At 63.1% G+C, this 20,922-nt stretch carries 35 protein-coding genes and 1 riboswitch; of the genes, 21 read left to right on the top strand and 14 right to left on the bottom strand.

Annotated elements, in window-relative coordinates:
• Window positions 1–20 precede the first annotated feature (20 nt).
• Window positions 21–491 carry a hypothetical protein gene (locus FJ423_RS30275; RefSeq protein WP_140846946.1) on the bottom strand — a complete coding sequence of 157 codons (471 nt, stop codon included), beginning with the start codon at window positions 489–491 and terminating at the stop codon, window positions 21–23.
• A gap of 282 nt (window positions 492–773) precedes the next feature.
• Here FJ423_RS30275 and FJ423_RS30270 point away from each other — a divergent pair, with 282 nt between their 5' ends.
• The 6 genes from FJ423_RS30270 (at window position 774) to FJ423_RS33790 (ending at window position 2,559) form a co-directional block, all read left to right on the top strand.
• A complete protein-coding gene (locus tag FJ423_RS30270; RefSeq protein WP_181174954.1) occupies window positions 774–1,130 on the top strand; it encodes a hypothetical protein in 357 nt (118 codons plus the stop codon).
• Between the two features lie 66 nt (window positions 1,131–1,196).
• The gene (locus FJ423_RS30265; RefSeq protein WP_140846944.1) at window positions 1,197–1,433 is read left to right on the top strand and encodes a hypothetical protein; all 237 of its coding nucleotides are present in this window, start codon (window positions 1,197–1,199) and stop codon (window positions 1,431–1,433) included.
• Window positions 1,434–1,441: 8 nt separating this feature from the next.
• Window positions 1,442–1,759, top strand: coding sequence for a hypothetical protein (locus FJ423_RS30260; protein ID WP_140846938.1), 318 nt, complete (start codon window positions 1,442–1,444; stop codon window positions 1,757–1,759).
• Window positions 1,756–2,028, top strand: coding sequence for a DUF1488 domain-containing protein (locus FJ423_RS30255; RefSeq protein WP_140846928.1), 273 nt, complete (start codon window positions 1,756–1,758; stop codon window positions 2,026–2,028). Before FJ423_RS30260 ends, FJ423_RS30255 begins: the two co-directional genes overlap by 4 nt.
• A 74-nt stretch (window positions 2,029–2,102) precedes the next feature.
• A complete protein-coding gene (locus FJ423_RS30250; RefSeq protein ID WP_246680354.1) occupies window positions 2,103–2,291 on the top strand; it encodes a hypothetical protein in 189 nt (62 codons plus the stop codon).
• A 118-nt stretch (window positions 2,292–2,409) separates the two neighbouring features.
• Window positions 2,410–2,559 carry a hypothetical protein gene (locus FJ423_RS33790; RefSeq protein WP_095770103.1) on the top strand — a complete coding sequence of 50 codons (150 nt, stop codon included), beginning with the start codon at window positions 2,410–2,412 and terminating at the stop codon, window positions 2,557–2,559.
• Between the two features lie 203 nt (window positions 2,560–2,762).
• On the opposite strand, the gene FJ423_RS34425 is transcribed toward FJ423_RS33790, so the two are convergent.
• Window positions 2,763–3,164: a DUF982 domain-containing protein gene (locus FJ423_RS34425; protein WP_224607387.1), complete on the bottom strand. Its 402-nt coding sequence runs from the start codon at window positions 3,162–3,164 to the stop codon at window positions 2,763–2,765.
• Window positions 3,165–3,353: 189 nt separating this feature from the next.
• Window positions 3,354–3,794 (bottom strand): hypothetical protein, encoded by a 441-nt coding sequence (locus FJ423_RS30240; protein ID WP_140846917.1) that lies wholly within the window; start codon window positions 3,792–3,794, stop codon window positions 3,354–3,356.
• A 261-nt stretch (window positions 3,795–4,055) separates the two neighbouring features.
• Here FJ423_RS30240 and minC point away from each other — a divergent pair, with 261 nt between their 5' ends.
• The 7 genes from minC (at window position 4,056) to FJ423_RS30205 (ending at window position 9,640) form a co-directional block, all read left to right on the top strand.
• Complete coding sequence (minC, locus tag FJ423_RS30235) at window positions 4,056–4,946, top strand: septum site-determining protein MinC (RefSeq protein ID WP_140846905.1); 891 nt, start codon at window positions 4,056–4,058, stop codon at window positions 4,944–4,946.
• Window positions 4,947–5,108: 162 nt separating this feature from the next.
• Window positions 5,109–5,924 carry a septum site-determining protein MinD gene (gene minD, locus FJ423_RS30230; RefSeq protein ID WP_095770099.1) on the top strand — a complete coding sequence of 272 codons (816 nt, stop codon included), beginning with the start codon at window positions 5,109–5,111 and terminating at the stop codon, window positions 5,922–5,924.
• The gene (minE, locus tag FJ423_RS30225; protein WP_042638296.1) at window positions 5,921–6,193 is read left to right on the top strand and encodes a cell division topological specificity factor MinE; all 273 of its coding nucleotides are present in this window, start codon (window positions 5,921–5,923) and stop codon (window positions 6,191–6,193) included. The genes minD and minE overlap by 4 nt, the downstream gene beginning before the upstream one ends.
• A gap of 326 nt (window positions 6,194–6,519) precedes the next feature.
• Window positions 6,520–7,407 carry a DMT family transporter gene (locus FJ423_RS30220; protein WP_246680353.1) on the top strand — a complete coding sequence of 296 codons (888 nt, stop codon included), beginning with the start codon at window positions 6,520–6,522 and terminating at the stop codon, window positions 7,405–7,407.
• A gap of 388 nt (window positions 7,408–7,795) precedes the next feature.
• Window positions 7,796–8,302: a hypothetical protein gene (locus FJ423_RS30215; RefSeq protein WP_140846878.1), complete on the top strand. Its 507-nt coding sequence runs from the start codon at window positions 7,796–7,798 to the stop codon at window positions 8,300–8,302.
• A 369-nt stretch (window positions 8,303–8,671) separates the two neighbouring features.
• On the top strand, window positions 8,672–9,106 hold the full coding sequence (locus FJ423_RS30210; protein ID WP_140846864.1) for a hypothetical protein: 435 nt from the start codon (window positions 8,672–8,674) through the stop codon (window positions 9,104–9,106).
• A 27-nt stretch (window positions 9,107–9,133) separates the two neighbouring features.
• Window positions 9,134–9,640: a hypothetical protein gene (locus FJ423_RS30205; RefSeq protein WP_224633252.1), complete on the top strand. Its 507-nt coding sequence runs from the start codon at window positions 9,134–9,136 to the stop codon at window positions 9,638–9,640.
• A 142-nt stretch (window positions 9,641–9,782) separates the two neighbouring features.
• Here FJ423_RS30205 and FJ423_RS30200 read toward each other — a convergent pair whose 3' ends face one another.
• The 3 genes from FJ423_RS30200 to FJ423_RS30190 form a co-directional block, all read right to left on the bottom strand.
• Window positions 9,783–10,427, bottom strand: coding sequence for a response regulator transcription factor (locus FJ423_RS30200; protein WP_095770095.1), 645 nt, complete (start codon window positions 10,425–10,427; stop codon window positions 9,783–9,785).
• A complete protein-coding gene (locus tag FJ423_RS30195; protein WP_140847000.1) occupies window positions 10,424–11,821 on the bottom strand; it encodes a sensor histidine kinase in 1,398 nt (465 codons plus the stop codon). The genes FJ423_RS30200 and FJ423_RS30195 overlap by 4 nt, the downstream gene beginning before the upstream one ends.
• Window positions 11,822–12,355: 534 nt before the next feature.
• Entirely contained in the window at window positions 12,356–12,652 is a 297-nt protein-coding gene (locus FJ423_RS30190; RefSeq protein ID WP_140846839.1) for a hypothetical protein, read from the bottom strand.
• 303 nt (window positions 12,653–12,955) lie between these two features.
• On the opposite strand from FJ423_RS30190, the gene FJ423_RS30185 reads away from it, so the two are divergent.
• Window positions 12,956–13,171 carry a hypothetical protein gene (locus FJ423_RS30185; protein ID WP_140846827.1) on the top strand — a complete coding sequence of 72 codons (216 nt, stop codon included), beginning with the start codon at window positions 12,956–12,958 and terminating at the stop codon, window positions 13,169–13,171.
• 21 nt (window positions 13,172–13,192) lie between these two features.
• On the opposite strand, the gene FJ423_RS33785 is transcribed toward FJ423_RS30185, so the two are convergent.
• From FJ423_RS33785 to FJ423_RS30175, 3 genes are all read right to left on the bottom strand, one after another.
• Window positions 13,193–13,348 carry a hypothetical protein gene (locus FJ423_RS33785; RefSeq protein WP_181174953.1) on the bottom strand — a complete coding sequence of 52 codons (156 nt, stop codon included), beginning with the start codon at window positions 13,346–13,348 and terminating at the stop codon, window positions 13,193–13,195.
• A gap of 154 nt (window positions 13,349–13,502) precedes the next feature.
• The gene (locus FJ423_RS30180; RefSeq protein WP_140846817.1) at window positions 13,503–13,883 is read right to left on the bottom strand and encodes a YkvA family protein; all 381 of its coding nucleotides are present in this window, start codon (window positions 13,881–13,883) and stop codon (window positions 13,503–13,505) included.
• 59 nt (window positions 13,884–13,942) lie between these two features.
• Window positions 13,943–14,125, bottom strand: a complete 183-nt coding sequence (locus FJ423_RS30175; protein WP_036258067.1) for a hypothetical protein — start codon at window positions 14,123–14,125, stop codon at window positions 13,943–13,945.
• Between the two features lie 248 nt (window positions 14,126–14,373).
• Between FJ423_RS30175 and FJ423_RS30170 the strand changes: the two genes are divergently transcribed.
• Window positions 14,374–14,523, top strand: coding sequence for a hypothetical protein (locus FJ423_RS30170; protein WP_095770090.1), 150 nt, complete (start codon window positions 14,374–14,376; stop codon window positions 14,521–14,523).
• 49 nt (window positions 14,524–14,572) lie between these two features.
• On the opposite strand, the gene FJ423_RS30165 is transcribed toward FJ423_RS30170, so the two are convergent.
• The gene (locus FJ423_RS30165; protein ID WP_140846805.1) at window positions 14,573–14,908 is read right to left on the bottom strand and encodes a hypothetical protein; all 336 of its coding nucleotides are present in this window, start codon (window positions 14,906–14,908) and stop codon (window positions 14,573–14,575) included.
• Between the two features lie 320 nt (window positions 14,909–15,228).
• Between FJ423_RS30165 and FJ423_RS30160 the strand changes: the two genes are divergently transcribed.
• From FJ423_RS30160 to FJ423_RS30150, 4 genes are all read left to right on the top strand, one after another.
• On the top strand, window positions 15,229–15,486 hold the full coding sequence (locus FJ423_RS30160; RefSeq protein WP_140846793.1) for a metal-sensing transcriptional repressor: 258 nt from the start codon (window positions 15,229–15,231) through the stop codon (window positions 15,484–15,486).
• 7 nt (window positions 15,487–15,493) lie between these two features.
• Complete coding sequence (locus tag FJ423_RS30155; RefSeq protein ID WP_348642945.1) at window positions 15,494–16,519, top strand: cation diffusion facilitator family transporter; 1,026 nt, start codon at window positions 15,494–15,496, stop codon at window positions 16,517–16,519.
• Window positions 16,459–16,818, top strand: a complete 360-nt coding sequence (locus FJ423_RS34865; protein WP_348642944.1) for a hypothetical protein — start codon at window positions 16,459–16,461, stop codon at window positions 16,816–16,818. Before FJ423_RS30155 ends, FJ423_RS34865 begins: the two co-directional genes overlap by 61 nt.
• A 74-nt stretch (window positions 16,819–16,892) precedes the next feature.
• Entirely contained in the window at window positions 16,893–17,540 is a 648-nt protein-coding gene (locus tag FJ423_RS30150) for a dienelactone hydrolase family protein (protein ID WP_224638387.1), read from the top strand.
• A 14-nt stretch (window positions 17,541–17,554) separates the two neighbouring features.
• Here the strand turns inward: FJ423_RS30150 and FJ423_RS30145 are convergent, their stop codons facing one another.
• The 3 genes from FJ423_RS30145 to FJ423_RS30135 form a co-directional block, all read right to left on the bottom strand.
• Window positions 17,555–18,034 (bottom strand): hypothetical protein, encoded by a 480-nt coding sequence (locus FJ423_RS30145; protein ID WP_140846779.1) that lies wholly within the window; start codon window positions 18,032–18,034, stop codon window positions 17,555–17,557.
• A 251-nt stretch (window positions 18,035–18,285) separates the two neighbouring features.
• Window positions 18,286–19,026 carry a CbtA family protein gene (locus FJ423_RS30140; protein WP_140846768.1) on the bottom strand — a complete coding sequence of 247 codons (741 nt, stop codon included), beginning with the start codon at window positions 19,024–19,026 and terminating at the stop codon, window positions 18,286–18,288.
• 220 nt (window positions 19,027–19,246) lie between these two features.
• On the bottom strand, window positions 19,247–19,456 hold the full coding sequence (locus tag FJ423_RS30135; protein ID WP_095770085.1) for a CbtB domain-containing protein: 210 nt from the start codon (window positions 19,454–19,456) through the stop codon (window positions 19,247–19,249).
• A riboswitch (adenosylcobalamin (AdoCbl) riboswitch) is annotated at window positions 19,457–19,600 on the bottom strand. It abuts the gene before it with no gap.
• A gap of 83 nt (window positions 19,601–19,683) precedes the next feature.
• On the opposite strand from FJ423_RS30135, the gene FJ423_RS30130 reads away from it, so the two are divergent.
• Window positions 19,684–20,256, top strand: a complete 573-nt coding sequence (locus FJ423_RS30130; RefSeq protein ID WP_140846755.1) for a histidine phosphatase family protein — start codon at window positions 19,684–19,686, stop codon at window positions 20,254–20,256.
• 151 nt (window positions 20,257–20,407) lie between these two features.
• On the top strand, window positions 20,408–20,680 hold the full coding sequence (locus FJ423_RS30125) for a PilZ domain-containing protein (RefSeq protein ID WP_140846743.1): 273 nt from the start codon (window positions 20,408–20,410) through the stop codon (window positions 20,678–20,680).
• 3 nt (window positions 20,681–20,683) lie between these two features.
• Here FJ423_RS30125 and FJ423_RS30120 read toward each other — a convergent pair.
• The coding region (locus FJ423_RS30120) for a methyltransferase (protein WP_281409024.1) at window positions 20,684–20,922 on the bottom strand (239 nt) is incomplete at its 5' end.

Here is a 20,922-nt window from a genome sequence, read left to right as displayed (position 1 = left end):
GCCGGACGACGATATAGCCGCTATGTGCCCGGATTTTCGGTGGCCTTTTTCTGGGCCAAGCCTGTCGTCGTGTAGACGGCTTTGGTTGTGGCGGATGGGACCGAAAAAATAATCCCAGGGAAGTTCAAAAATGTTTGGGCGAAATAATCCGAAGATTTCAGGAATTTGGTAAGCGCCTGCAAATCGATTTGCCGCTTTTCAGGCCCGGACCCGAGATTTCTATTTACCCGGGAAAAAAATAATAGACGCGTAAGTCTTGCTTTGAGCGCAATTGAGGCGCATACAAAAAGTGTTGATTTGGTTGAGTTTGGCTTTCGCCCCGTCGGAGCCGCGCCAATCCTTTTCCGAATTTTCGATAGCGAAGCGTTGCGCCGGTCCGGCGCGGCAGCTTGCTCGTTTGAACCTGGAACGACGCAGGGCGCTGACCACGGATGTACTGGCAGCACCGCAAATCGTTCCAGCGGTTCGACTGAAATAACGCGGAAGCCCATCCTAGCAAGTTTTCACGGGAAAGCCGCAATCGTGGCCATTCGCATCGCGTCCACCGTCGTCGTCTGCTTCGGCTCTCCTTGGTGCTGCCGCGCTTCAGGCGCGCCGCGACCGCAGAGTATCTACCGATCTCGAGGAGGAGGCCCGGAAGGGTCTTTCCCGCGACGCAACGCGGCCTCTTTCATTCACCTGCCGGCGATTCTCCGCACAATGGGGTTCGCACGGTAAAAGCATCGATCAACCGGCCTCTCTCGAGACGGCGCTGAAGACGACCGGAGACAACCATGACAAGCCTTATGCAGCGCAACACACGGCCGATACGGCACGGCGCCCCGCCGCGCTTGTTCGACATCGGACAGGCGGTCCGTCTGAAGGGAGATTTCCGGACATTGGCCTCGGAGGTCTACCACGTCACCGGCACGCTGCCGCCAAAAGAAAACTCGCCGCAATACCGCGTCCGCAGCGACACCGAACCTCATGAGCGCGTGGTGACCGAGGACAGGCTGGAATCGGCCGGAACCCCGGCCTCGGATCCCGGCCTGATGCTGATCGAAAGGACGTTCGGACATGGCCAAGGGACGGCAACGCTCCAATCGCGAAATGAGGACGCCGAAGCAGGGAAGAATTCCGACCAGGCCTGAGAGCCCGTTCAATCAAGGCGCCGGCCTCGGCGCGAAGGGCTCTATGCCATCGCGCGGCGGGTCTCGATGAAGGTCGTGATCGAATTCTATCGCACGCGCGTCAGCGATGACGCGCATGCCGTCATCGGCCGCGAGACGGTGCTGGCAACGGGTCTCGAGGATGCAATCGAGATCGCGCGGCTTCTGGCGAGGACGCTGAACATGCCGCAGTGGCCGGATGCGGTCACGATTTCCGAAGCTGACGGCGCGGCGCTTTATTCGGAGATTGTCGCCGCGCAGGCAGGCGAGGAAAGACAGGTATGAACAGGTCCATGGCCAACGGCGAGACCGAGGCAGGCCACAAGGCCGTATCCGGCTGTTCCCCAAACAACAGAGGCTTGTCGGGTCATGCCTTCAGGAATCATCAATACGGCCGCCGCGTCGAAGCGGATCATTCCTGGACCGTCTGCCATGTCTTCACCGGAATTCCGGCGCATGTCGACGGCGCTCCGATGGTCGGGCTGACGCGTGCGCATGCGACGACGAGCATGCTGGATCTCAACCGTCGCAATGTCGAGGCTCGAAAGGAATGGAATAGAACCCGGCCGGCAGCAGCTGAACACGCTGAAACACGGGTGGGCACCCCATGACGCTCGCCTTTCCAAATCCCAGCCGGAGTTTCGATCAAACGCGCCGCGCCGTCTGCTTCATTGGCCATGACGGTATGTTCCAGGTCCGCTTCTTCGTCGAGGTCGAGGTCCTTGGGACATTTGGCGATGCTGGGGGCAAGGAAACGGCCGAGATGGCATATCTTTCGGCATTCGACGCCTTGCGCAGTTCCATCCAGGATGCCGCCAGCAAAGCATATGCGCGCGAGCGCCGAAACTCCTACACGCTCACGGCTTCCGGCTTCCGATAGGCAGGAAGCCAATGTCGCAGGCAAAAGCGCGCAGCCCCGAATAGCCTTGGCCTTGGCTGCTACAAGAAAGGATAATGCCGATGCGTTTCATGAAAACCCCCGAGGCCCCGCCCGCCGCGATCAAGCCGATCGTCAGGTCCTCAATCATCATGTCCGCGCGGCCGACGGTCAGGAAGGACGAGGCAGCAAGGCGCAAGCTCGCCGACACTGACGGCACCTTGCGGCGGGCACGTCAGATCGCAGAACGCAATCGCCTGATTTGACATGATGGCCGCCTGACAAGTGCCTCTTGCTTGGGCCTTATGTCTCGCGAACTGTCTTTCCCGCTCCTGGGCATGTCCAAATCCCAAGGCGCAAATTGCCTAAACCGGAAGAAACACCATGGCGATGAAACCCAACTACCGATACGAGCGCAGCAAACGCGATCAGGCGAAGGCGGCAAAGAAAGAGGCGAAGCTCGCGGCCAAGGTGGCGAAAGAGAAAGTGGTGGATCCGGAAGACGAGCGGGAGGGGAGCACTGATAACGGATAATGTCGCGTTAGGCAGGCCGGCCTTGGAACCGCAATGACACAACGAGAGTCCGATCACTTCGAAATCGATGTGGAGTGCCCGCGGTGCCATTACCAGGCGAAAACGCGTGTGGGCTGGATACGCGCTCACACCCAGATGGAGTGTGAAAATTGCGGCGAGATCATCGACATCGAAAGTAAGAATTTCAGACCGCGCGAGCAGCCTTAAGGCGTCACGAGAATGGCCGCCTCGCGGGCGGCTGCTATGAACGCCTTGCGCGCGAATGAAGCCGGTCGGCGCCCGCTGTTTACATCCGTGCAGGCCTGAATGGCTGCGCGGTGCTTGTCGCTTCGCTTGCCGCGCCATCTTCGAAGCAGGAAGTCCAGGCAGGCGGCGGCATCGCCGATTGCCTCCCGTCCGCCGGCCGGATCAACGATGATCGTCACCGACTGGTCGAATTTTTCATTTGCCATCACTGCGCTTAGGCCGCGGCGCGCAACATGGCAAGCACTGTTTGTTGTGGGCGAACGGGTGGGCGAACGCAAAGATAGGCTTGAGTGATACGACACGAGGCAGTCGGCGGGAAACCAGCCGCAAGCAAAGGCCCCGCTCGCATGCAAGACCAAGGAGAGGCTCCTGGACAGCCCGACCCTACTCAGCAAGAGATCAAGCCGGACTGTCCTCGCCGCACCAGCGAGATCGTATCGTGCGCCTTTGTTTCCTGTCTGGCCAGCCAAACCGCTGCAAATGAGAGCCGTTGAGCTGCCGACCGCGATTTGTGCAGAGGTTCGATCGCCGATCGGCAATTCGCTTCTCTAGCTGCTGCTCGCCCAGATCGAGCAGCCGACTTTCTGTCCCGTCGCCGGGTCCCGCGCGGTCTTCGCGAACACCCGCCTCAGACCCGCCCTGTTGGATGCGACGTCCTTGCTTGCGAGGTAGGTCGGGTCGCCGACTTCCCAGTGGTAGCGCGTGTTGGCAGGCGCCTGCTTCCAGGTGAATTTCGAGCGGTAGGCCACCTGGCCTGGCGCGGTGTTGTCGAACCGGCAGTCGATGGTCGCCGGCATCATTCCCTTGGCGCTCATCGCGCTGACGACCTTGTCCGCATCTGACGTCGTCAGCCATTGGTCTGTGCTGCTCGTCTGGTATGCGTCTATTCCGCTCGGCTGGTGCGTCATGCATCCTGCAAGCACCATCAGGACTGCCATTGCGGCACCTGTCTTGCCTGCTCGCTTGCTGTCTAGCCGATCAATGCCCATGCCCGTCTCCTCCCTGAAGAGAGTGGAAAGTTCCGGGCAAGAAGATGGTCCGCGCGCGTCGCTTCGTATATTAGGCGCTTCACACGCCTGGCTCGTCGGAGCCTCGATCTTCGGCGAATTGCGGGGCGGCGGCTGGTCTTGTGACCGCCCGGCCACAGCAGTTAGCCGCGTCAGCTATTAACGGCTCCAATCCCCAAAATTAACCTTTTGTTAACCATTAGCCCGGCACCCTTTAACCATTGAGTAAGGATTCGCCCGGTCGTGACCTTCGCCGCCCCTTTGCACAACAAATCGATCCGTTTTCGTGCCCGTTCCTTCGTCGCTTTCACGCTGACGCCGGAAGCGCCGATCGCCGACTGGCTGGAGGGGTTGGATCACTGGATCGCCAATTCGCCCGGCTATTTCAACGGCCGCCCGGTGGTGCTGGATTTGAACACCTTGCAACCGGGGCCGGAGGAGATCGCAGCACTTGTCGGCGTGCTCGGCTCGCGCGGCATCCGCGTCTATGCCATCGAGCTCGAAGGCGCCGAGCTCGGGTCTGAATTGCCGCCGCTCTTGGCCGGCGCCAAGGAGGCGACCGCCGAGGGGCTGCTGGGCCGGGCCGCGCGCAAGGCGCGGGCGGAAGAGCTGGAAATGGCCGTCGCTGGGGAGCGGGACGAGGTGATCCGGGAAACGATCCAGGCGGCGGCGCCTGCCGAGGTTCTGCAGGCGACCGGCGATGAGCCGGTGGATCCCGAACTGGCGAGGCTGGAAGCGGTCAGGATCGAGCCGGCCCAGACCGAACCGGAAAAGCCAGGGCAGGGCGCCGTGCCGGCGCCTGCCGCCGGCACGCTGATGATCAAGGCGCCGATCCGCTCCGGGCAGTCGGTCTTCCATCCGCATGGCGACGTGATCGTGCTGGGCTCGGTCGCGTCCGGCTCGGAAATCGTCGCCGGCGGTTCGATCCATGTCTATGGCACGTTGCGCGGCCGGGCGATCGCCGGCTCGGAAGGCAATATTTCGGCGCGCATTTTCTGCCGCAAGAACGAGGCCGAGCTGCTCGCCGTCGACGGCTGGTACACCACGGCCGAGGAGATGGAAGGGGTGTCGCGCGGCAAGGCCGTGCAGGCCTTCCTCGACAATGATGCGTTGTGCGTGGTGCCGCTCGGCTGAGTTCTTGGCCGCAAGCTTCGGACCGGTTTCGCGTGCGAAGGTTATCAGTGCATGTCGCCCCCAGTTGCAGCGGTCTTGGGAGAACGATGTGCACCAAAAGCGAAAGATCCCGCCGTGCCTGGCACGGCCAGAGAATAAAAACCGCCAATGGAGGCTGGATATATGGGCAAGGTAGTCGTGGTCACATCGGGCAAGGGGGGCGTCGGCAAGACAACCTCGACGGCCGCGCTCGGCGCCGCCGTGGCCAGGACAGGCAAGAAGGTGGCGCTGGTCGATTTCGACGTCGGCCTGAGAAACCTCGACCTCATCATGGGCGCCGAGCGCCGCGTGGTGTTCGACCTCGTCAACGTTATCCAGGGGACGGCGAAGCTTTCGCAGGCGCTGATCCGCGACAAGCGGCTGGAGACTCTCTACCTGTTGCCCGCCTCGCAGACGCGCGACAAGGACGCGCTGACCGAGGAGGGTGTGGCGGAAGTCATCGCCCGGCTGCGATCGGTATTCGACTATGTCTTCTGCGACAGCCCGGCCGGCATCGAGCGCGGCGCCCAGCTCGCCATGCGCTTCGCCGACGAGGCGGTCATCGTCACCAATCCGGAAGTCTCGTCGGTGCGCGACTCCGACCGCATCATCGGCCTGCTCGACGCTCGCACCATGAAGGCCGAGCAGGGCGAGCTGGTGCAAAAACACGTGCTGGTCACGCGCTATGACGCGGCGCGCGCCGCGCGCGGCGAGATGCTGTCGATCGACGACGTGCTGGAGATCCTCTCGACGCCGCTACTCGGCATCATCCCGGAAAGCCAGGATGTGCTGCGGGCCTCTAATCTCGGTTCGCCCGTCACGCTCTCGGAACCGCTCAATGGTGCCGCAAAGGCTTACCTCGAAGCGGCAAGACGCCTGGAAGGCGAGGACCTGCCGGTGGTCGTCCCCTTCGAACGTAAGGGCTTCCTCGACCGGCTTCTCGGAAGGAGGGCCGCATGAGCATCCTCGATCTCTTCAAGCGGCGCACCAGCGCGCCGGTGGCGCGCGAGCGGCTGCAGCTGCTGCTCGCCTATGAGCGCCAGAGCCGCGGCCAGCCGGATCTCGTCTCCATCCTGCGCGAGGAGATCATGGCGGTCATCGCCAAGCATGTGCAGATCGACCAGGACTACCTCCAGGTCTCGATGGACCGCGGCGCGACCATGTCGACGCTGGAGATCGACATCCAGATCCCCAACAAGAGCGCCGCGCCGCTCGCCATGGCGGGATAACGCCGGCGCATTTCTCTCCCTCGCCAAACGCGGGGGAGAGGTGGCCGCGCAGCGGCCGAGTGGGGCCTGCGCTTACGCTTCGTCATCCTCGGCTTGACCCCAGGATTCACGGCGTTACCTTCGCGCGGCGGTCCAGAATTCCGTACGCGTTGCAACGCGTTAGCGCCATGGCATGACCCTGCGCGCGTCGCTTCGCTCCTTGCTCCGCGCCAGGATGACGAAGGCGTAAACCTCACTCTCTTGTCCCACCATCCGCCCCGTACTGCCTCACGACAGCGCGGTGCCCGCGCCCTATCTCCATTCCCGAACCAGGGATGGAGCCAGGATTGACCTCGACGCAGACCGCGAAGCCGGAAACCCATGTCGGCGCAATGCCCGTTCTGGGGCTGCTCGGCGCCATCCTGTCCGTTCAGGTCGGCGCCGCCTTTGCCAAGGGGCTGTTCCCGGTGCTGGGCTCGGAAGGCACGACCATGCTGAGGCTCGCCATCGGCGCGCTGATGCTGGCTGCGGTGCTGAGGCCCTGGAAGGTGCTGCCCTCGCGGAAAACCCTGCCTTGGCTCGCCGCCTACGGCATCACGGTCTGTGCCATGAACATGCTGTTCTACGCAGCGCTCCAGCGCATTCCGCTCGGCATCTGCGTGGCGCTCGAATTCACCGGGCCGCTGTTCGTCGCTATGCTCGGCTCCCGGCGCATGCTCGACCTCGTCTGGGTGGCGCTTGCGATAATCGGCATCGTGTTGCTCTCGCCCTTTGCCGATGCCAGAAGCGGGCTCGATCCGCTGGGGGTGGTGCTGGCGCTCGCAGCGGGCGCCTGCTGGGGGCTCTACATCATCTTCGCGCAGAAGGCCGGCGCCGAGCTCGGCGTGCGCACCTCCGCCTATGGCATGGCGATCGCCGCTGTGCTGGCGCTGCCTTTCGGCTTCAGCGCCGCTCAACCCTATCTCGCCGACCCGCACATCATGGCGGGCGCGGCCGTGGTCGGCCTGTTCTCCAGCGCGCTGCCCTTCTATCTGGAAATGCTGGTGCTGGCGCGCATGCCGGCCAAGGTCTACGGCATGCTGGTTTGCCTGGAGCCAGCGGGCGGCGCGCTGACCGGCTTCCTGTTTCTGCATGAGAAGCTCAACCTTTTGCAATGCGCGGGCGTCGCCGCCGTCATTGCCGCCGCCTTCGGCACCGCGGTCGCGGCGCGGCGGCCGGTGCCTTTGCCGGCCTGAATCCATCTTTCGGACCGGGGCAATCCCGGAAAATGCGCGAAACGGCAGGCTCGGCGCCTCGCAGCGGTAATCCATCCTGAGCTGCTTCGAAACAAGGACGTGCGATGGTTTGCCGTTTCCGTGAAACGGTGAACCGCTTCGACACCCGCAGCTCGTTAAGGGATTGGTCGGCTTTGGAAAAACACCCCCCGTGGCGGCAACATCCGACCGCATCCGGTGGTTGAAATAAGACCTAAGTCCTATAACAAAATTGCAATAGGTCCGAGTGGACAAGACATGGGTCGTGGGCCACTTCCTTATGCACTGCTGATTGGGGATGCTTATGCTGCGATATTGCCGGTGGGGTAGTTCGGCCGACGGGCTGAAAGGCTGGCATGGGGAGAACCGAATGCGCGCATCGCGCGGGGGCTGCAGGCTAGTCTTGCCAGCGCTGGCTGCGTTGGCGCTTGTCGTCGCGCCTGTCAGTCTCTCCGTCGATGGTCTCGTCGTGACCAAGGCCTATGCCGACAAAGGCGGCGGTGGTCATGGCGGCAGCGGTGGTGGAAACGGAAGCGGCGGCGGCAACAGCGGGAACGGTGGCGGCAATAGCGGCGGCAACAGTGGAAACGGCAATAGCGGCGGCAACAACGGAAACAGCAATAGCGGCAGCAACAACGGCAAGAGCAATAACGGCGCGAGCAGCAGCGCGGCAGGCACCGCGGATGTCGATAGTCATGTGAACGCCGTTACCGGCGACAAGGTCGAGGCCACCAGCAGCAGCATCCAGGTCACGCACCGCAATGGAATGAAGGAAACGATCGAGAACGGCCGGTTCAGGATGGAAGACAAGTACGGACGCACCATCGTCGACCGCAGGGCCACCATGGCCGATCTCAATCGCCTGAAGAATTTGTGAGACAGAGTTTGTGGGAGTGAGGTTTTATCCGGATTAGATCTTAAGGGACCGAAGGTCAGCGCTGCAAAATCAGGTTGCCACCTTTTGCTTCGTCTCTGCGGTCCTGATCGTCTTGCGATGGAACTTGGCTACTCACCTTGCCCCCGCCTTCGTGCGGGGGTAATTTTTTGCGCCGGCAAAGCCTGTCCGTTGCGACATTGGTCAGCTATGGCGCCCGAAATGGTCCGACGGGTGGGGGCAAGGGTCGTGGGCCGCTTTCGTCGCCCCGCCGGAATGTGAATTCTCGCCGGATCAACACACCGGTTCCGCCTCGGCATGCCGCGAGCGGAATTTCGGCATGCCGAGGCGGAACCGGAACGAGGAGAAAAGATGCAAAACCTTCCCTTCGGAAAGCTCGTCTGGTTCGCCTTGCGCGCTTCGACCGCACTGGCGCTGACCGTGGCGCCCTATCACCTGGCGCTCGACGGCGCCAAGCTGGTCCCGTCAGCGGCTTACGCAGAGGGCGAAGGTGGCGGTGGCGAAGGTGGCCATGGTGGTGGCGGCGATGGCGGCCATGACGGTGGCGGCGATGGCGGCCATGACGGTGGCGGCGATGGCGGCCATGACGGTGGTGGCGACGGCGGCCATGACGGCGCCGACCATGACGGCGGCGACCATGATGGCCAGGGTGGCGACCATGATGGCGATGGCGACGACCACGGCGAACATGATCATGGCGAAACCGCCGACGATCAGGGTGATGACAATGATGATCAGGGCGAAAACGACGACGGCGCCGTTGCGCCTTTGATCGCGCCCAACTAGGCCATGAAGGCGACCAGGTCATTCAGGATGGTCTGGTTTTTCCTGCGCGCTTCGAGCGCGCTGGCGCTGGTGCTTGCGCCATGGCATGTCACCTTTGGTGGCGTGCCCGGGATCGTCGCCGCCACGGCCTATGCCGGCAACGGCAATGGCAATGGAGGCGGGAACGGCGGCAATGGCAGTGGCGGCAATTCGGGTTCCGCCGGCGGCTCGAATTCCGGCAATAGTGGCGACAACGGCAACAGCAATGGCCAGGGCGACAACGGCAATAGCAATGCCGGCGCGAGCAACCCCAATGCCGGGCCGGGCAACAACAGCGGCAAGGGCAACACCAATCCCGGCGGCAAGAATAGCTACACCAATGCCGCGACCGGCGACACGCTTTCGATCGACGGCGATAAGGTCACCGTCATTCATCGCAACGGTATGAAGGAGCAGGTCCAGAACGGCCGTTTCGAGATGACGGATGCGCAAGGCCGCACCATCATCGAACGGCAGGCGACGGAGGAGGACCTGTCGCGCCTGCTGAACTTGTGAGCGTTGAGAGTTGAAGAACTGGGGAATTGAAGAACTGAAGAACTGAAGAACTGAAGAACTGAAGAACTGAAGAACTGAAGAGTCCTCTCTTATCCAGTTCCCCCGATTCCTCAATTCCTCAATTCTTAAATTCCCCAGTACCTTAGTGCCTTTCCCTCGCCTCATGCATCAGCAGCGCCGCCTCGGTGCGGTTGCGCACGTTGAGCTTGGCGAGCACCCTGGTCATGTGATGCTTGACCGTCTTCTCCTGCAGCGACAGCCGGGCGGCTACCTCCTTGTTGCTCAGCCCTTCGGCGACCAGTTTCAGGATCTCGGCCTCGCGGCCGGTGAGCTGACTGAGCGGATCGGGCTTGCTGCCGGTGGGCTGCAAAAGGTCGGAGAGCAGCCTGGCCGAAAGGCTCGGCGATACGTAGCTCTGGCCGTTGGCGACATCGCGCAGGATCTCGGCCAGCGCCTTGGAGCCCACGCCTTTCAGTACATAGCCGCGCGCGCCGGCCTTCAGCGCCTGGGCGACATCGGCATTGGTTTCCGATACCGTGAGCATGACGATCTTCTGTTCGGGCATCGCTGAAAGGATACTGGCGAGCGCGTTGAGACCGCCGCCCGGCATGCTGATGTCGAGCAGGAGAATATCGGGCGTGCTGGCGCGCGCCAGCCTTTCGGCGTCCTCGGCGCTGGCGCCTTCGCCGACAAGCTCGAAGCCGCCGATTTCGCCGAGGCTGCGCGCCACGCCCTCGCGAAACAGGGGGTGGTCGTCCACTATTGCGATGCGGATGGATGTGCTCACGGTTGCTCCTCGACAGACAAGGCAATCACCAGTCTTGTCCCTTCCGGGCCGGACAGCGTCTCGAACTGCCCGCCTATGCTTTCGATGCGTTCCCTGAGACCCGCAAGCCCAAGGCCCTCGCTTCGGGCCGGGTCAAAGCCGGGACCGGAATCCATCACCTCGACCAAAAGCTTGCCGCCTTTCGTCGTGGCTCTGACCTGCTGGCCCTTGCCCTTGCCATGCCGGAAGGCGTTGTTCAGGCCTTCCTGCACGAAGCGATAGACGCTTATCTTTTCCGAGGTGCCGAGTTCCGGCAAGCGCTCAGGCAAGGTTAGCAACACTTTGGTGCTGGTGCGGCGCTCATGCTCGGCTACCGCCAGCCGCAAAATGTCAGCGATGGCCTGCGCCTCGATCTGCGGCAGCACCAGCCCGTTGCAGATGCCGCGTATCTCGCGCATCGCTTCGCCGAGCGTCTTGTGTATGCCGGCGATCTCGGCTTCGCGCAGCGTGCTCGACGTGGCCGGGTCGACCAGCGCCGGGCTGTCCATCCTCAGCGCGGCAAGCGCCACCAGTTGCGCCGGTCCGTCATGCAGGTCGGCGCCGATGCGCCTCAGATACCGCTCGTTGATCGCTGTGGCGCGGCGCGAGGCGCGTTGGACGCGCTGGCGCAGCGACGAGTTCTGCGCTAGGGCCGTCTGCAATTCGGAAACCTTGGCCTCGAGCGCAGCCTGTTGAGTGACGATGGTGCGGCTGCCGCGGAAAACGATGCCGGAGAGCAGGGCAAGCGCCGCGGCGGTGGCGGCCGCCACCACCAGCCATGTCCACAGCAGAGCTGAGTGGAGCGATTCCTCGAAGTCGCCGGATAATTCGTAGAATTCGCTGACAGCCACGACCTCGCCGGACCACGGCTCGCGCACCGGGTTGTAGATTTCGAGCAGCGGAACGCCCATCGACCGCTCCTTGTCGTCTTCCTCGTCCTCGAGCCTGTTGTATTTGACCATGACGTTGCCGGCGAAAGCGGCGATGAGGTTGGCGTTGGGCCTGATCTGCTTGCCGATCAGGCTGGCATCCTTGGAGTAGAGGATCGTTCCGTCGCGCCGCCACAGCTTGAACGAGACCAGCCTTTTCCCGAGCGCGCCCTGGCCCAGCGTCTCGTCCAGCGCGCGCTTGACGGTGTCGTCGAGTTCCTGGCTCTTGCGCATGTCGGGCAGCAAGGGTGCGATCACGCTGTCGACATAGAGCGCGGTGGTGGCGGCGGAATTGTGCAGGACCCCGTCACGGATCTGCGATGTCACCCACAGCCCGACCACGAGCATCACCGCCAGAAGGCCGATACCGCCCGCGATCACGAACTGCCAGGCCAGAGAGAGCCCGCTCCAGATTCGTGCAGGTCGTGTTAAATACCTCCCAAACATCGGCACCATTCACCCACCCGTCCGCGACAGTATAGGTGAGGGGAGGCAATTGCGACACCGACCTTGGTCCGTGCCCGTGGGAAAGGTTAATGGCAGAGCAGGTTTGGGCGCACGCCGACGGGCGGGCTTTGATTCGCAAGCAAGGAGGCTGCTTGCTCCGCCGGGCGGCAAAGCCAGCGCCATTCCTGTTGACGGAGGAGACGCGGGCCGGCTGCCACCTGAAATCGCGGGTTCTTTTGCAATGCCGCAACCACCAATCAAGCCCCGGCTCCGGACCAACGGCATATGCCCCGCGGGATAAAGCGCCACACCGCTGATGCCTTGGCCTGGTGCGGTTTCTTCATCGATCGTTGTGGATGTAGACATATAGCGGCGACCTCTCGCGGGCGGCCCGGCTTGCAACCGTCCATATCGGCGGGCTGGCCCTCTTTCCCGACATGAACTGCGGACGTCGCGGCAAAAATTTGCCCCCAAAAGAAGTCAGGATCAAGCTGTTGATGGGTCGAACAACCGCCGCATATACAATGGGCTTCATCACGCTGTTGGCAACGCAGTATGGACGTCGGCGAAAAAAAGCAAAAAAGAAACCAGCGGTTGTCGATTTTTGAGCTCGAGGCGCTGCGGGAAGCTTTCAGGCAGTCCGTTCGCGAGAATGACGTCGCGGAAGCGGAATGGGCGCAACACGCCGAGCTTTTCGTCAAAAGAGCGCTTCAAGAAGACGGCCGTCTTACACGAGTTTGAGCGCTCGGGCGCCTGAAGCAATTCCAGGAAGGTCTGCGCGGTTTTCAGCCTTGGAATTGCGGCACCGCGGCTTCCAACCGGTCGGACCATTGCGCCGGCGCGTAGGACCTCAGCAACAATTGCGGGCGCAGCGGGAAACCGACACTCTATCCCTGCGCCGGCTCCCCCCAAGGAAACCCAAAGGTCGGCGCTTCAGCCCGGCTTGCCAGTCAAAGAGCCGTACTCTTTTACCGCCAAGGCAAGCCGGGCTACCCCAACCGCCGGTCCGGCACTTTCCGCTCGTTTGTCGCATCGGGAGCAACTGGCAGCCTTGGCCCCACGGGTCATTGCAATGCGCAGAGGGTCATCCGCTTTCGCGGAACGAAAAGGGGAGTCGGCGCGTTTTCCGCCGCGATGTCGAGGACTCCTCACCATCACAAGGCCGAAAGCCCTTTTCAGGCTTCCGAGGCGGAGCGCCTGGCGCGTGCGCAAAAGAATGCCAGGCTGAAGGATCTTCGCACCCACGCTTCATGGCTCGTGCTCGATCCGCAGGCTCACTTCCAGGAGGTGATCGACTGTTCGGCATTGCTCGGCGACTTGCCGACCCGAAAGGTCGCCCTCGACGATTAGGAATTCCGTGCCTTTCAGGCTTCAGGCGGGCTGTAGCCGGACGGCGTCCTGTCGGGATATCTCGATCAGTCGCGCGATCGCCAATGGCGCCATCAGCGCAAAGAACGCCGTGACATCGAAGAGGATCGACCGCGCCAGATCGAACCCGCTGTGGTCGTAGCAAACTGCGAATTGCATCACGCTTGACCTTTTGAGCCTACACACTGCGCATGTGGTTTCGCGCGCGCCAAAAGCATGACCCTGATTTACAACAAATACAAGATGTCGCTAATCTAAAGATGGCCGCGCCAGGCCAATGCAATCGACGCCGTCTGGTCGGGCCCCGAAGCATTCAGGCTGGCTTTGGCCAGAACAGCCAAGTGAGCGCCAGCGCCGCCAGCACCCAGAGCGCGATCATGAAGGCGAGCCCGGCCTTGCTCACCGGCTTCTCGCGTCTCACCGCCTCTTCGCGGAATTCCTGCATCAGATCGGCCGGGACCAGCTTGACCGCCAGCATGATGCCGACAGGCACGATCACCAAGTCGTCCAGGTAGCCGATTATGGGGATGAAGTCCGGGATAAGATCGACGGGGCTCAGCGCATAGGCCGCGACCGCACCCGCTGTGGCTTTTGCATACCAGGGGACACGCGGATCGCGGGCCGCAATCCACAGCGCCATCACATCGCGCTGGATCCCTCGCGCCCATTGCTTTGCCGAGTCGAAAGCCGACATGCGCCTATTCTATAGCTGTGCGGGTCTTGAGGCCATTCAGCGATGGCCGGCTCGGCCCCTCAGGCGCAATCCTTCAGTTCGACAACCTCGACGCCGAGGCGGAAGGCCTGGCCATCGGCATAGGAGCGCGCATATTGCTCGGCTTCGAATGGAAAGATGAGCGTTGTGCCGTAGGCGGTGACGCGCACCGTCCACTTCTGGCCCCTGACGAGTTCAACGCCGTGAAGCTTCGCCGTAACCATCTCACCCTCCTCAGATCCGGCACTTCAGCGACATCGGCATAACGTCGCGAAAGTCATTTGAATACAAATAATCCGACTCAATCGTGTCGTTACGGTGTCGCTTCCGACATTGGGTCGTTTGCGTCCGTGAAATGGTTCACCGACAGCAGCGCTTTTTTTGCCGGCGGGCCGTGACTGGGCGGCAAGGCCCTGCTCGGAACCGCGAGGGCCCCAGGCGGATTAGAGTCCTGGTTCACAAGGAGACCGCCATGATCCGCAAGCTGAAATCCGGTGAATACCGGCTCTATTCGCGCAAAGTCGATCCCAGAACCGGCAAGCGCCGCAACCTGGGCACCTTCAAGTCCCGCGAAGCGGCAGAAAAGCACGAACGCGAGGTGCAGTATTTCAAGCGTCACTAAGGCAGGCCACCGCTTCACGGCGAGGAGGATCGCGCCTCTGCTACCGGTTTTACCCGTGTGGTCTCGGCGGGGTGCGCGGGCGAGGGTGGCCGGGCACGTTCGAGCCGATATGGTCGAGGTCGCAACGCCTCGTCACCATTTCGACCGAGTTGGTGTCGACCGTCACGCGTCCCAGCACCTGCACGGTCGTGCGTCCGAGATCCTCGTCGACATGCACGACGTCGCCTTCGAGTCTGAGCTTGTCGCCTGGCTTGGCATTGGGCTCGGCCATCGAATAATTATGACCATCGCCGTCGAGCTTCAGCATCACGCGGTCCTTGATGCGCTCGATCACGGTGGCGATGACAGCCACCCGGTCGCCTATCTCCACTGCGGGCCGTGTCATTGCGGCCTCCTTTTCGCGCGGTCTCTGGCCGCCAGAGCCGCCTGGCCCCACGGTAGGTGGCGGCAGCCGCTAAAATAAACGGCAAACCAAGCATTTGGTTGCCCCGGGGGGCTGCCGCTCGCCGCAGCCGGTTGATCACATGAAATCGGGATTTCGCGGCAGAGACTGCCCCGCGGGCCAAGGACCTGCTGCGTCGGCGAGCATCTGCCAGCGGGCACGCTCGGCTGGGCGGCGAGTCCAGCCCTGCCGCGGGCTAACCTCGAGAGTTCGAGGCGTATTGTCTGTTGGCAATATCCTACCCTGGGGGATAGGATATTGCCATGACGATACACAGCTCCCGTCCTGATATCATCGCCCGGCTCAAGCGAGCGCATGGCCATCTCGCCGCCGTGCTCACCATGTTCGAGCAGGGCCGGTCCTGCCTTGACCTCGCGCAACAGCTCCATGCCGTCGAAAGCGCGGTCGGCAATGCCAAGCGCGAGCTGATTTACGACCATATGGAGCATTGCCTTGTCGAAGGCGGCGAACCGACCAGGGACACGCTCAAAGAGCTGAAGCAGCTCACCAAATATCTGTGAGGCGGCGATGTGGGAAAAAGCGCTCGACTGGTTCGGCTTCGGTGCGCACGGACATCATGGCGGCCACGGCCACGACCACCATGGGCCGCATGGCCATACTCATGGCGTGATCGACGCGACCATCGCCACCACAGACCGCGGCATCTGGGCGATCAAGTGGTCGTTCGTGATCCTCGCGGTCACGGCCGCGCTGCAGATCGTCGTCGTGATGCTCTCGGGCAGCGTGGCCCTGCTTGCCGACACCATCCACAACGTCGCCGACGCGACCACCGCCATCCCGCTTTGGATCGCTTTTGTGCTCGTGCGCCGCAAACCGACCAGGACCTTCACCTACGGCCTCGGCCGGGTCGAGGATCTCGCTGGCATCATCATCGTGCTCATCATCCTGGCCAGCGCGCTGGTGGCCGGATACGAGGCGATCAATCGCCTGTTCAACCCGCAGCCGGTGCATTTCCTTGGCTGGTTGGCCGTCGCCGGCATCATCGGTTTCCTCGGCAATGAAGCGGTGGCGGTTTTTCGCATCCGCGTCGGTCGCCAGATCAACAGCGCGGCGCTGGTTGCCGACGGCTATCACGCCCGCACCGACGGCCTCACCAGCCTTGCCGTCGTTGCCGGCGCGGCCGGCGTCTGGCTCGGTCTTCCGCTCGCCGATCCAATCATCGGCCTGTTCATCACCGTCACCATTTTCGCTATCGTCTGGCAATCGGCGCGCTCGGTGCTGACCCGCATGCTGGACGGCGTCGAGCCCGGCCTGGTTGACCAGATTCACCATGCTGCCGACCATGTCGCCGGGATCGAAAAGGTAGCCGACGTCAAGGCCCGTTGGCTCGGCCACAAGCTGCATGTCGACGTTACGATCGCGGTCAATGACGGCCTGTTGCTTGCCGCCGCGAACAACATCGCCGCATCGCTCAAGGCCGAGCTCTTCGCGCACATCCCGGCGCTCGACGTCGCCACGGTGCACTTTGCCGAGTGGAGACGGAGGCCGGCCACCATCATGCGCCGGATCCGTTCCTTGTCGACGGCAAGCTAGCCAGCGGGCTGCTCGAAATCGTCGACACGCCGCAGGGCGAGCGCATGCGGCTGCGCCTGTCGCGTCACGCCGAGGGCCTGCGGGCGAACGTCGCTATTGAAAGGGCGGACGGTGCGGTCGAAAGCCTGCCGCTGTCTCCGGTCGGCGGCGACCATCATTATCTGCAGAGCCTGGTCGCGCCGACCGAACCGCATGAATTCAGCGCCAGGCTGCAACTGGCGGCCGGTCCCGACACCGAGGATTTGCCCTTCGCCATGGCCGAACCGCAAGGTCACCATCACGAGCGCGCGCATGGATGATGGGGTGACGGCGCAGGCTTCGGAAAGGGCATGGCTGGTGGTGGGGGTTCGATAAGCCGGATAAAAGACGATCATTGCCCGAGCTCAACGCGATCGGCCAGGCGACGCCGAAGGGAAAGCGGATGGCTGCTATTGTACTCTTTCACTCGGCGCTGGGCCTTCGGGCGGTGGAGCATCAAGCTGCTGAGCGCATGCGAAACACGGGGTACGATGTTGTGACGCCGGACCTCTACGCAGGGCTGACTGCGGCATCGGTCGACGACGGGCTTGACTTGATGAGCCATGTTGGGTGGGAAACCATCTGCGACCGCGCCAGGGTGGCGCTCCTCCAGACTTCTCCAGACGCGGTGCTCGCTGGCCATTCCATGGGAGCTGGCGTGATCAGTGCCGTTTGGTCAGAACGAGTCGCTGCCGCCGGCATTGTGCTGCTGCATGGCCTTGCTGATATTCCCAGCAATGTTCGCCGACACGTCCCGGTCGCGGTCCACGTCGCCGACCCAGATGCATTTGCTCAGCCAGAACAAGTTGCCGACTGGTCGGCGTCGGCGAAGCGCTGCCACGTCAGGGCAGAAATTTTCACCTATCCGGGGATCGGCCATTTCTACACCGATCAAGCGCTGCCGGATTACGATGCGTCCGCAGCCGAGCTGACATGGTTGCGCGTTCAGGCTTTCCTGAAAACGATCGCACGCAAGACCGGGAGCGGTTCGGTGATTCCGTGAAACGCTGAACCGTTCTAAGCAGCGCCGGCTCGCGGAGCGGGTGAACGGAAAATCGACCATGCGGCGGCGCCGAGCGCCGCCACCATAGCGAGGATCACCGCAAGGCTCGGCAAGTGGAAGAAGATGTCGCGCCATCGTGGCTCGACGACCGCGCCGGTGCTGAAGGCCTCGCCGCTGTACTGGCACAGGATCCACGACGCGCCGCTACGCACCATCTCGGCATCGATGTCCGAGATCAGCGTCTTCGCCTCGCGCCGGGCCGCGGGCATCATCGCCATATGGGCGAGCAGCGCCTTGGCGGCGGCGAGATAGGCGTGGCTGCATTCGTTGAACGGGCTTTCCTCGTCGCCGAGGCTGCCCGGCATCAGGCCCCAGAGGCAATAAGTGAATTGCAGATTGCCGTGATTGTAGAGCCGCCGGAAGGTCGGGTCGGTCGCGGTCTGGCGCTGGGCGAGGTCGAGGATCTCGCCGCGATAGCGCGCGATGACGGCCATCTGGCCGTGGGTCAGGCTGGGGATCTGGATGCCGGGAGGAGGCGGGGCCGAGGATCCGCCATGCGCCTGCGCGGATGTGGCGGCCAGAAATGCGAGCAGCGCCGCAACCGAGCAATTCCAGGAAAAGGGTGCGGCGGTTTTCCGTCCGGAATTGCGAGAAAACGAAAGACCAAAGTGGCTCTGCGGTCGTACCGACCGTTGAGCCGCTTTGGCCGCCAGGGCGCAGAACCGTGGCGGCCAACGCATCGGTTTCAGGCGTAGCGGCGTGCCGGGCTGCGCTGGTCGCGCACCGCGACCACGCGTTCGGCAACCGCGCCGAAGCCGAGCCCGACGACGGTCCACAGCACCAACTGGATGCCGAGCGAGGCGACGCGGAATTGCCACAGCACCGTCGCCGAGAAGTTCTCCGGCACCTCGTTGATGTCGGGCAGCGCCGCCTTCACCAAAGCGAAGACGACGAGGAAGGCGAGGCCCGCGACGATCGAGGCGTTCCAGGCGCCGAGCCGGTTCCACAGCCGCTGCGCCAGGCCGACCGCCGCTACTATAGCCGCGATCGAGACGACGATCATGATGAAGAACAACTCGGTGCGGTAGCCGATGGTCTCGGCGTTGCCCACCGCGGGCGGGTTGGCCGGATATTTGAGGCCGGGCACCACGATCACGGCCAGGAAGCCGAGCAACGCCAGCAGCGCCGAGGTGCCGCGCGGTCCGAGCGAGCCTAGCCGGCCATAGGCGTAGGCGAAGACCAGCGAAAACAGCCCGCCAAGCGCGGCGCCATAGATCAGCACGCCGGTCGCCAGGCCGATGCCGGCCTGCGTGGCGCGGCTGACCATCTCGGGCTCCGGCGCCTCGCCGGCGGCCTGGGCCTGCTGTTCCTCGAAGGCGATCGCCTTGTCGACCTGCGGCTCGCCATAGACGCGGGCGAAGGCGAACGCCAGAATCCCGGCGACCAGCCCGACAAGCATGCCGCGCAGCAAAAGTTTTCCAACCATGTCACCAATCCCTCCAAGCAATTCCAGGAAAAGTGCGTAGCGGTTTTCCGTCCGGAATTGCGTTAAGCCAACCAAGCAATTCCAGGAAAAGTGCGTAGCGGTTTTCCGTCCGGAATTGCGTTAAGCCAACCAAGCAATTCCAGGAAAAGTGCGTAGCGGTTTTCCGTCCGGAATTGCGTTGGATCAGAATCGAAAGCGGGTTCAGCGATGCTGAACCGCTTTAGTGGCAGGGGAAGCCGAGCAAGTGGCGGCCGTCATGCACGAATTCGTGCACATAGGTGCCGCGGATCAGCGAGGTGGCGCCTTCTTCCGCGCCCACGAAATAGATCGCCAGCATCAAAAGCAGTCCGCCGAGGATGGCCCAGGGCAGAAGCTCGCGGACCGGAATCGCAACCGGGCCGTAGCTGGGGGCGAAGGTGGTGTCGGACATATTGACCTCCCTTGGGATACTGCGTCCCGTTGATCGAACGATGCTGCGGAATAAGGCCTGACTTTCGGCTGGTGCCGATCACAGTGGCGCGACCGTGCCGGACTCGCACCGGCTTCCAATCCCGTATAGCACTAAGACACTTGTCAGCACTTCGTTCGCCTGTCAACGACATGTAATGGCGGCACGGCTTCGTGAGGCCTGTTTTTCGCTGGGCCACGGAGTTTTTCATGCTTGTCCGCCTGACGATGATCGCAAGCGGAGCGACGGCCGGCACGCGCAAGGGCCGCTTTCCGAACGATGAGCCGCCGGAGCCGCGCGCCCTCGATCGCGCCGGCGCGCTGGCCGCTTCGCTGCGTCGCGCCGACCGTGTCTTGATAAGTCCGGCGCTGGCCGCGCGGCGGACGGCCGAGGCGCTCGGCCTTGACGCGGCGATCGAGCCGCTGCTTGCCGAGCAGGATTTCGCACGCTGGGCCGGCAAAGGTTTCGAAGAGGTGCAGGCCGAGGATCCCGAAGGCATGGCGGCCTGGATTTCCGATCCCGGCGCCGCGCCCCACGGTGGCGAATCGCTCGCCGCTGTCGCCCGGCGGGGTGCTGCGCTGATGGAGCGGCTGGCCGGCGAAAGCGGTCACACCGTCGCGGTGACGCATGCCATGCCGATCCGCGCCGCCATGGCGCATGTGCTCGGCGCGCCGCTTTCCTCGGTCTGGAAGATCGACATCGAGCCGCTGTCGCTCACCGAGTTCCGCAGCGACGGCCGCCGCTGGGTGCTGCGCGCGAGCGGCGTCACTGTCGCCGGCTGAACGCCCGGGCGTGAACGCTCCATCCGTGAACCCGGCCGGCATATCAAGCCGGCACACCACTGTTTCAGTGATCGCTAACGGAACGGAAACGCCTCGCTGCTATCGTGCTGCCCCATGGCTAGGAGGACCTTGCCTGAGGAGCCCGCCGGATATGGCCAATTTTCCCGAGATCGAACGCCGTCTTCATGCGCGCGAATTCGTGCTCAAGGAAGCCACGATCATCGCCGCCGGCGTCAGGATCGGCTGCTCGGTCAGAAATCAGCACGAGCAGGGCGCGGAATTGCGCGTCGGCGCCAATGTGGAGATCCCGGACCGCTTTCTGCTCGAGGTCCCGGCCGACGATACGGCCTATCGCGCTTTGGTGCGATGGCGGCGCAACGACCGCGTCGGCGTGGCGCTCTACAGCAACGCGCCAAAGGACTGATGCTCAAAGATAGCGGCGCACGCCCGCCCTGTAGGCGCGGTAGGGTTCGCCGAACTTGCGTTCCAGATAGGCCTCTTCGCGCAGCACCACGCCGTAATGCAGGATGGGGAAGCTCGCGATGGTCGCGATGACGGCCCACCAACTGTCAAAGAGCAGCCCGATCCCGAGAAGCAGTCCCATCAAGCCGACATAGAGCGGGTTGCGGGTGAAGCCGAACGGGCCGCCGGTGATGATCGCGGTGG

Origin of the sequence: Mesorhizobium sp. B2-8-9, assembly GCF_006439475.1 — a bacterium.
Lineage (GTDB): Bacteria > Pseudomonadota > Alphaproteobacteria > Rhizobiales > Rhizobiaceae > Mesorhizobium.
Note: the sequence above shows the minus strand (reverse complement) of the source record. Positions and strands in the feature narration are given on the sequence as shown.

Excerpts from the sequence above, each read along its gene's own strand:
- FJ423_RS30275 (WP_140846946.1), bottom strand. The coding sequence starts at position 491 with ATGGGCTTCCGCGTTATTTCAGTCGAACCGCTGGAACGATTTGCGGTG.
- FJ423_RS30270 (WP_181174954.1), top strand. The coding sequence starts at position 774 with ATGACAAGCCTTATGCAGCGCAACACACGGCCGATACGGCACGGCGCC.
- FJ423_RS30265 (WP_140846944.1), top strand. The coding sequence starts at position 1,197 with ATGAAGGTCGTGATCGAATTCTATCGCACGCGCGTCAGCGATGACGCG.
- FJ423_RS30260 (WP_140846938.1), top strand. The coding sequence starts at position 1,442 with ATGGCCAACGGCGAGACCGAGGCAGGCCACAAGGCCGTATCCGGCTGT.
- FJ423_RS30255 (WP_140846928.1), top strand. The coding sequence starts at position 1,756 with ATGACGCTCGCCTTTCCAAATCCCAGCCGGAGTTTCGATCAAACGCGC.
- FJ423_RS30250 (WP_246680354.1), top strand. The coding sequence starts at position 2,103 with ATGCCGATGCGTTTCATGAAAACCCCCGAGGCCCCGCCCGCCGCGATC.
- FJ423_RS33790 (WP_095770103.1), top strand. The coding sequence starts at position 2,410 with ATGGCGATGAAACCCAACTACCGATACGAGCGCAGCAAACGCGATCAG.
- FJ423_RS30240 (WP_140846917.1), bottom strand. The coding sequence starts at position 3,794 with ATGGGCATTGATCGGCTAGACAGCAAGCGAGCAGGCAAGACAGGTGCC.
- minD (WP_095770099.1), top strand. The coding sequence starts at position 5,109 with ATGGGCAAGGTAGTCGTGGTCACATCGGGCAAGGGGGGCGTCGGCAAG.
- minE (WP_042638296.1), top strand. The coding sequence starts at position 5,921 with ATGAGCATCCTCGATCTCTTCAAGCGGCGCACCAGCGCGCCGGTGGCG.
- FJ423_RS30215 (WP_140846878.1), top strand. The coding sequence starts at position 7,796 with ATGCGCGCATCGCGCGGGGGCTGCAGGCTAGTCTTGCCAGCGCTGGCT.
- FJ423_RS30210 (WP_140846864.1), top strand. The coding sequence starts at position 8,672 with ATGCAAAACCTTCCCTTCGGAAAGCTCGTCTGGTTCGCCTTGCGCGCT.
- FJ423_RS30205 (WP_224633252.1), top strand. The coding sequence starts at position 9,134 with ATGGTCTGGTTTTTCCTGCGCGCTTCGAGCGCGCTGGCGCTGGTGCTT.
- FJ423_RS30195 (WP_140847000.1), bottom strand. The coding sequence starts at position 11,821 with ATGTTTGGGAGGTATTTAACACGACCTGCACGAATCTGGAGCGGGCTC.
- FJ423_RS30190 (WP_140846839.1), bottom strand. The coding sequence starts at position 12,652 with ATGGTCCGACCGGTTGGAAGCCGCGGTGCCGCAATTCCAAGGCTGAAA.
- FJ423_RS30185 (WP_140846827.1), top strand. The coding sequence starts at position 12,956 with ATGTCGAGGACTCCTCACCATCACAAGGCCGAAAGCCCTTTTCAGGCT.
- FJ423_RS33785 (WP_181174953.1), bottom strand. The coding sequence starts at position 13,348 with ATGCAATTCGCAGTTTGCTACGACCACAGCGGGTTCGATCTGGCGCGG.
- FJ423_RS30180 (WP_140846817.1), bottom strand. The coding sequence starts at position 13,883 with ATGTCGGCTTTCGACTCGGCAAAGCAATGGGCGCGAGGGATCCAGCGC.
- FJ423_RS30175 (WP_036258067.1), bottom strand. The coding sequence starts at position 14,125 with ATGGTTACGGCGAAGCTTCACGGCGTTGAACTCGTCAGGGGCCAGAAG.
- FJ423_RS30170 (WP_095770090.1), top strand. The coding sequence starts at position 14,374 with ATGATCCGCAAGCTGAAATCCGGTGAATACCGGCTCTATTCGCGCAAA.
- FJ423_RS30165 (WP_140846805.1), bottom strand. The coding sequence starts at position 14,908 with ATGACACGGCCCGCAGTGGAGATAGGCGACCGGGTGGCTGTCATCGCC.
- FJ423_RS30160 (WP_140846793.1), top strand. The coding sequence starts at position 15,229 with ATGACGATACACAGCTCCCGTCCTGATATCATCGCCCGGCTCAAGCGA.
- FJ423_RS30155 (WP_348642945.1), top strand. The coding sequence starts at position 15,494 with ATGTGGGAAAAAGCGCTCGACTGGTTCGGCTTCGGTGCGCACGGACAT.
- FJ423_RS30145 (WP_140846779.1), bottom strand. The coding sequence starts at position 18,034 with ATGGCCGTCATCGCGCGCTATCGCGGCGAGATCCTCGACCTCGCCCAG.
- FJ423_RS30140 (WP_140846768.1), bottom strand. The coding sequence starts at position 19,026 with ATGGTTGGAAAACTTTTGCTGCGCGGCATGCTTGTCGGGCTGGTCGCC.
- FJ423_RS30135 (WP_095770085.1), bottom strand. The coding sequence starts at position 19,456 with ATGTCCGACACCACCTTCGCCCCCAGCTACGGCCCGGTTGCGATTCCG.
- FJ423_RS30130 (WP_140846755.1), top strand. The coding sequence starts at position 19,684 with ATGCTTGTCCGCCTGACGATGATCGCAAGCGGAGCGACGGCCGGCACG.
- FJ423_RS30125 (WP_140846743.1), top strand. The coding sequence starts at position 20,408 with ATGGCCAATTTTCCCGAGATCGAACGCCGTCTTCATGCGCGCGAATTC.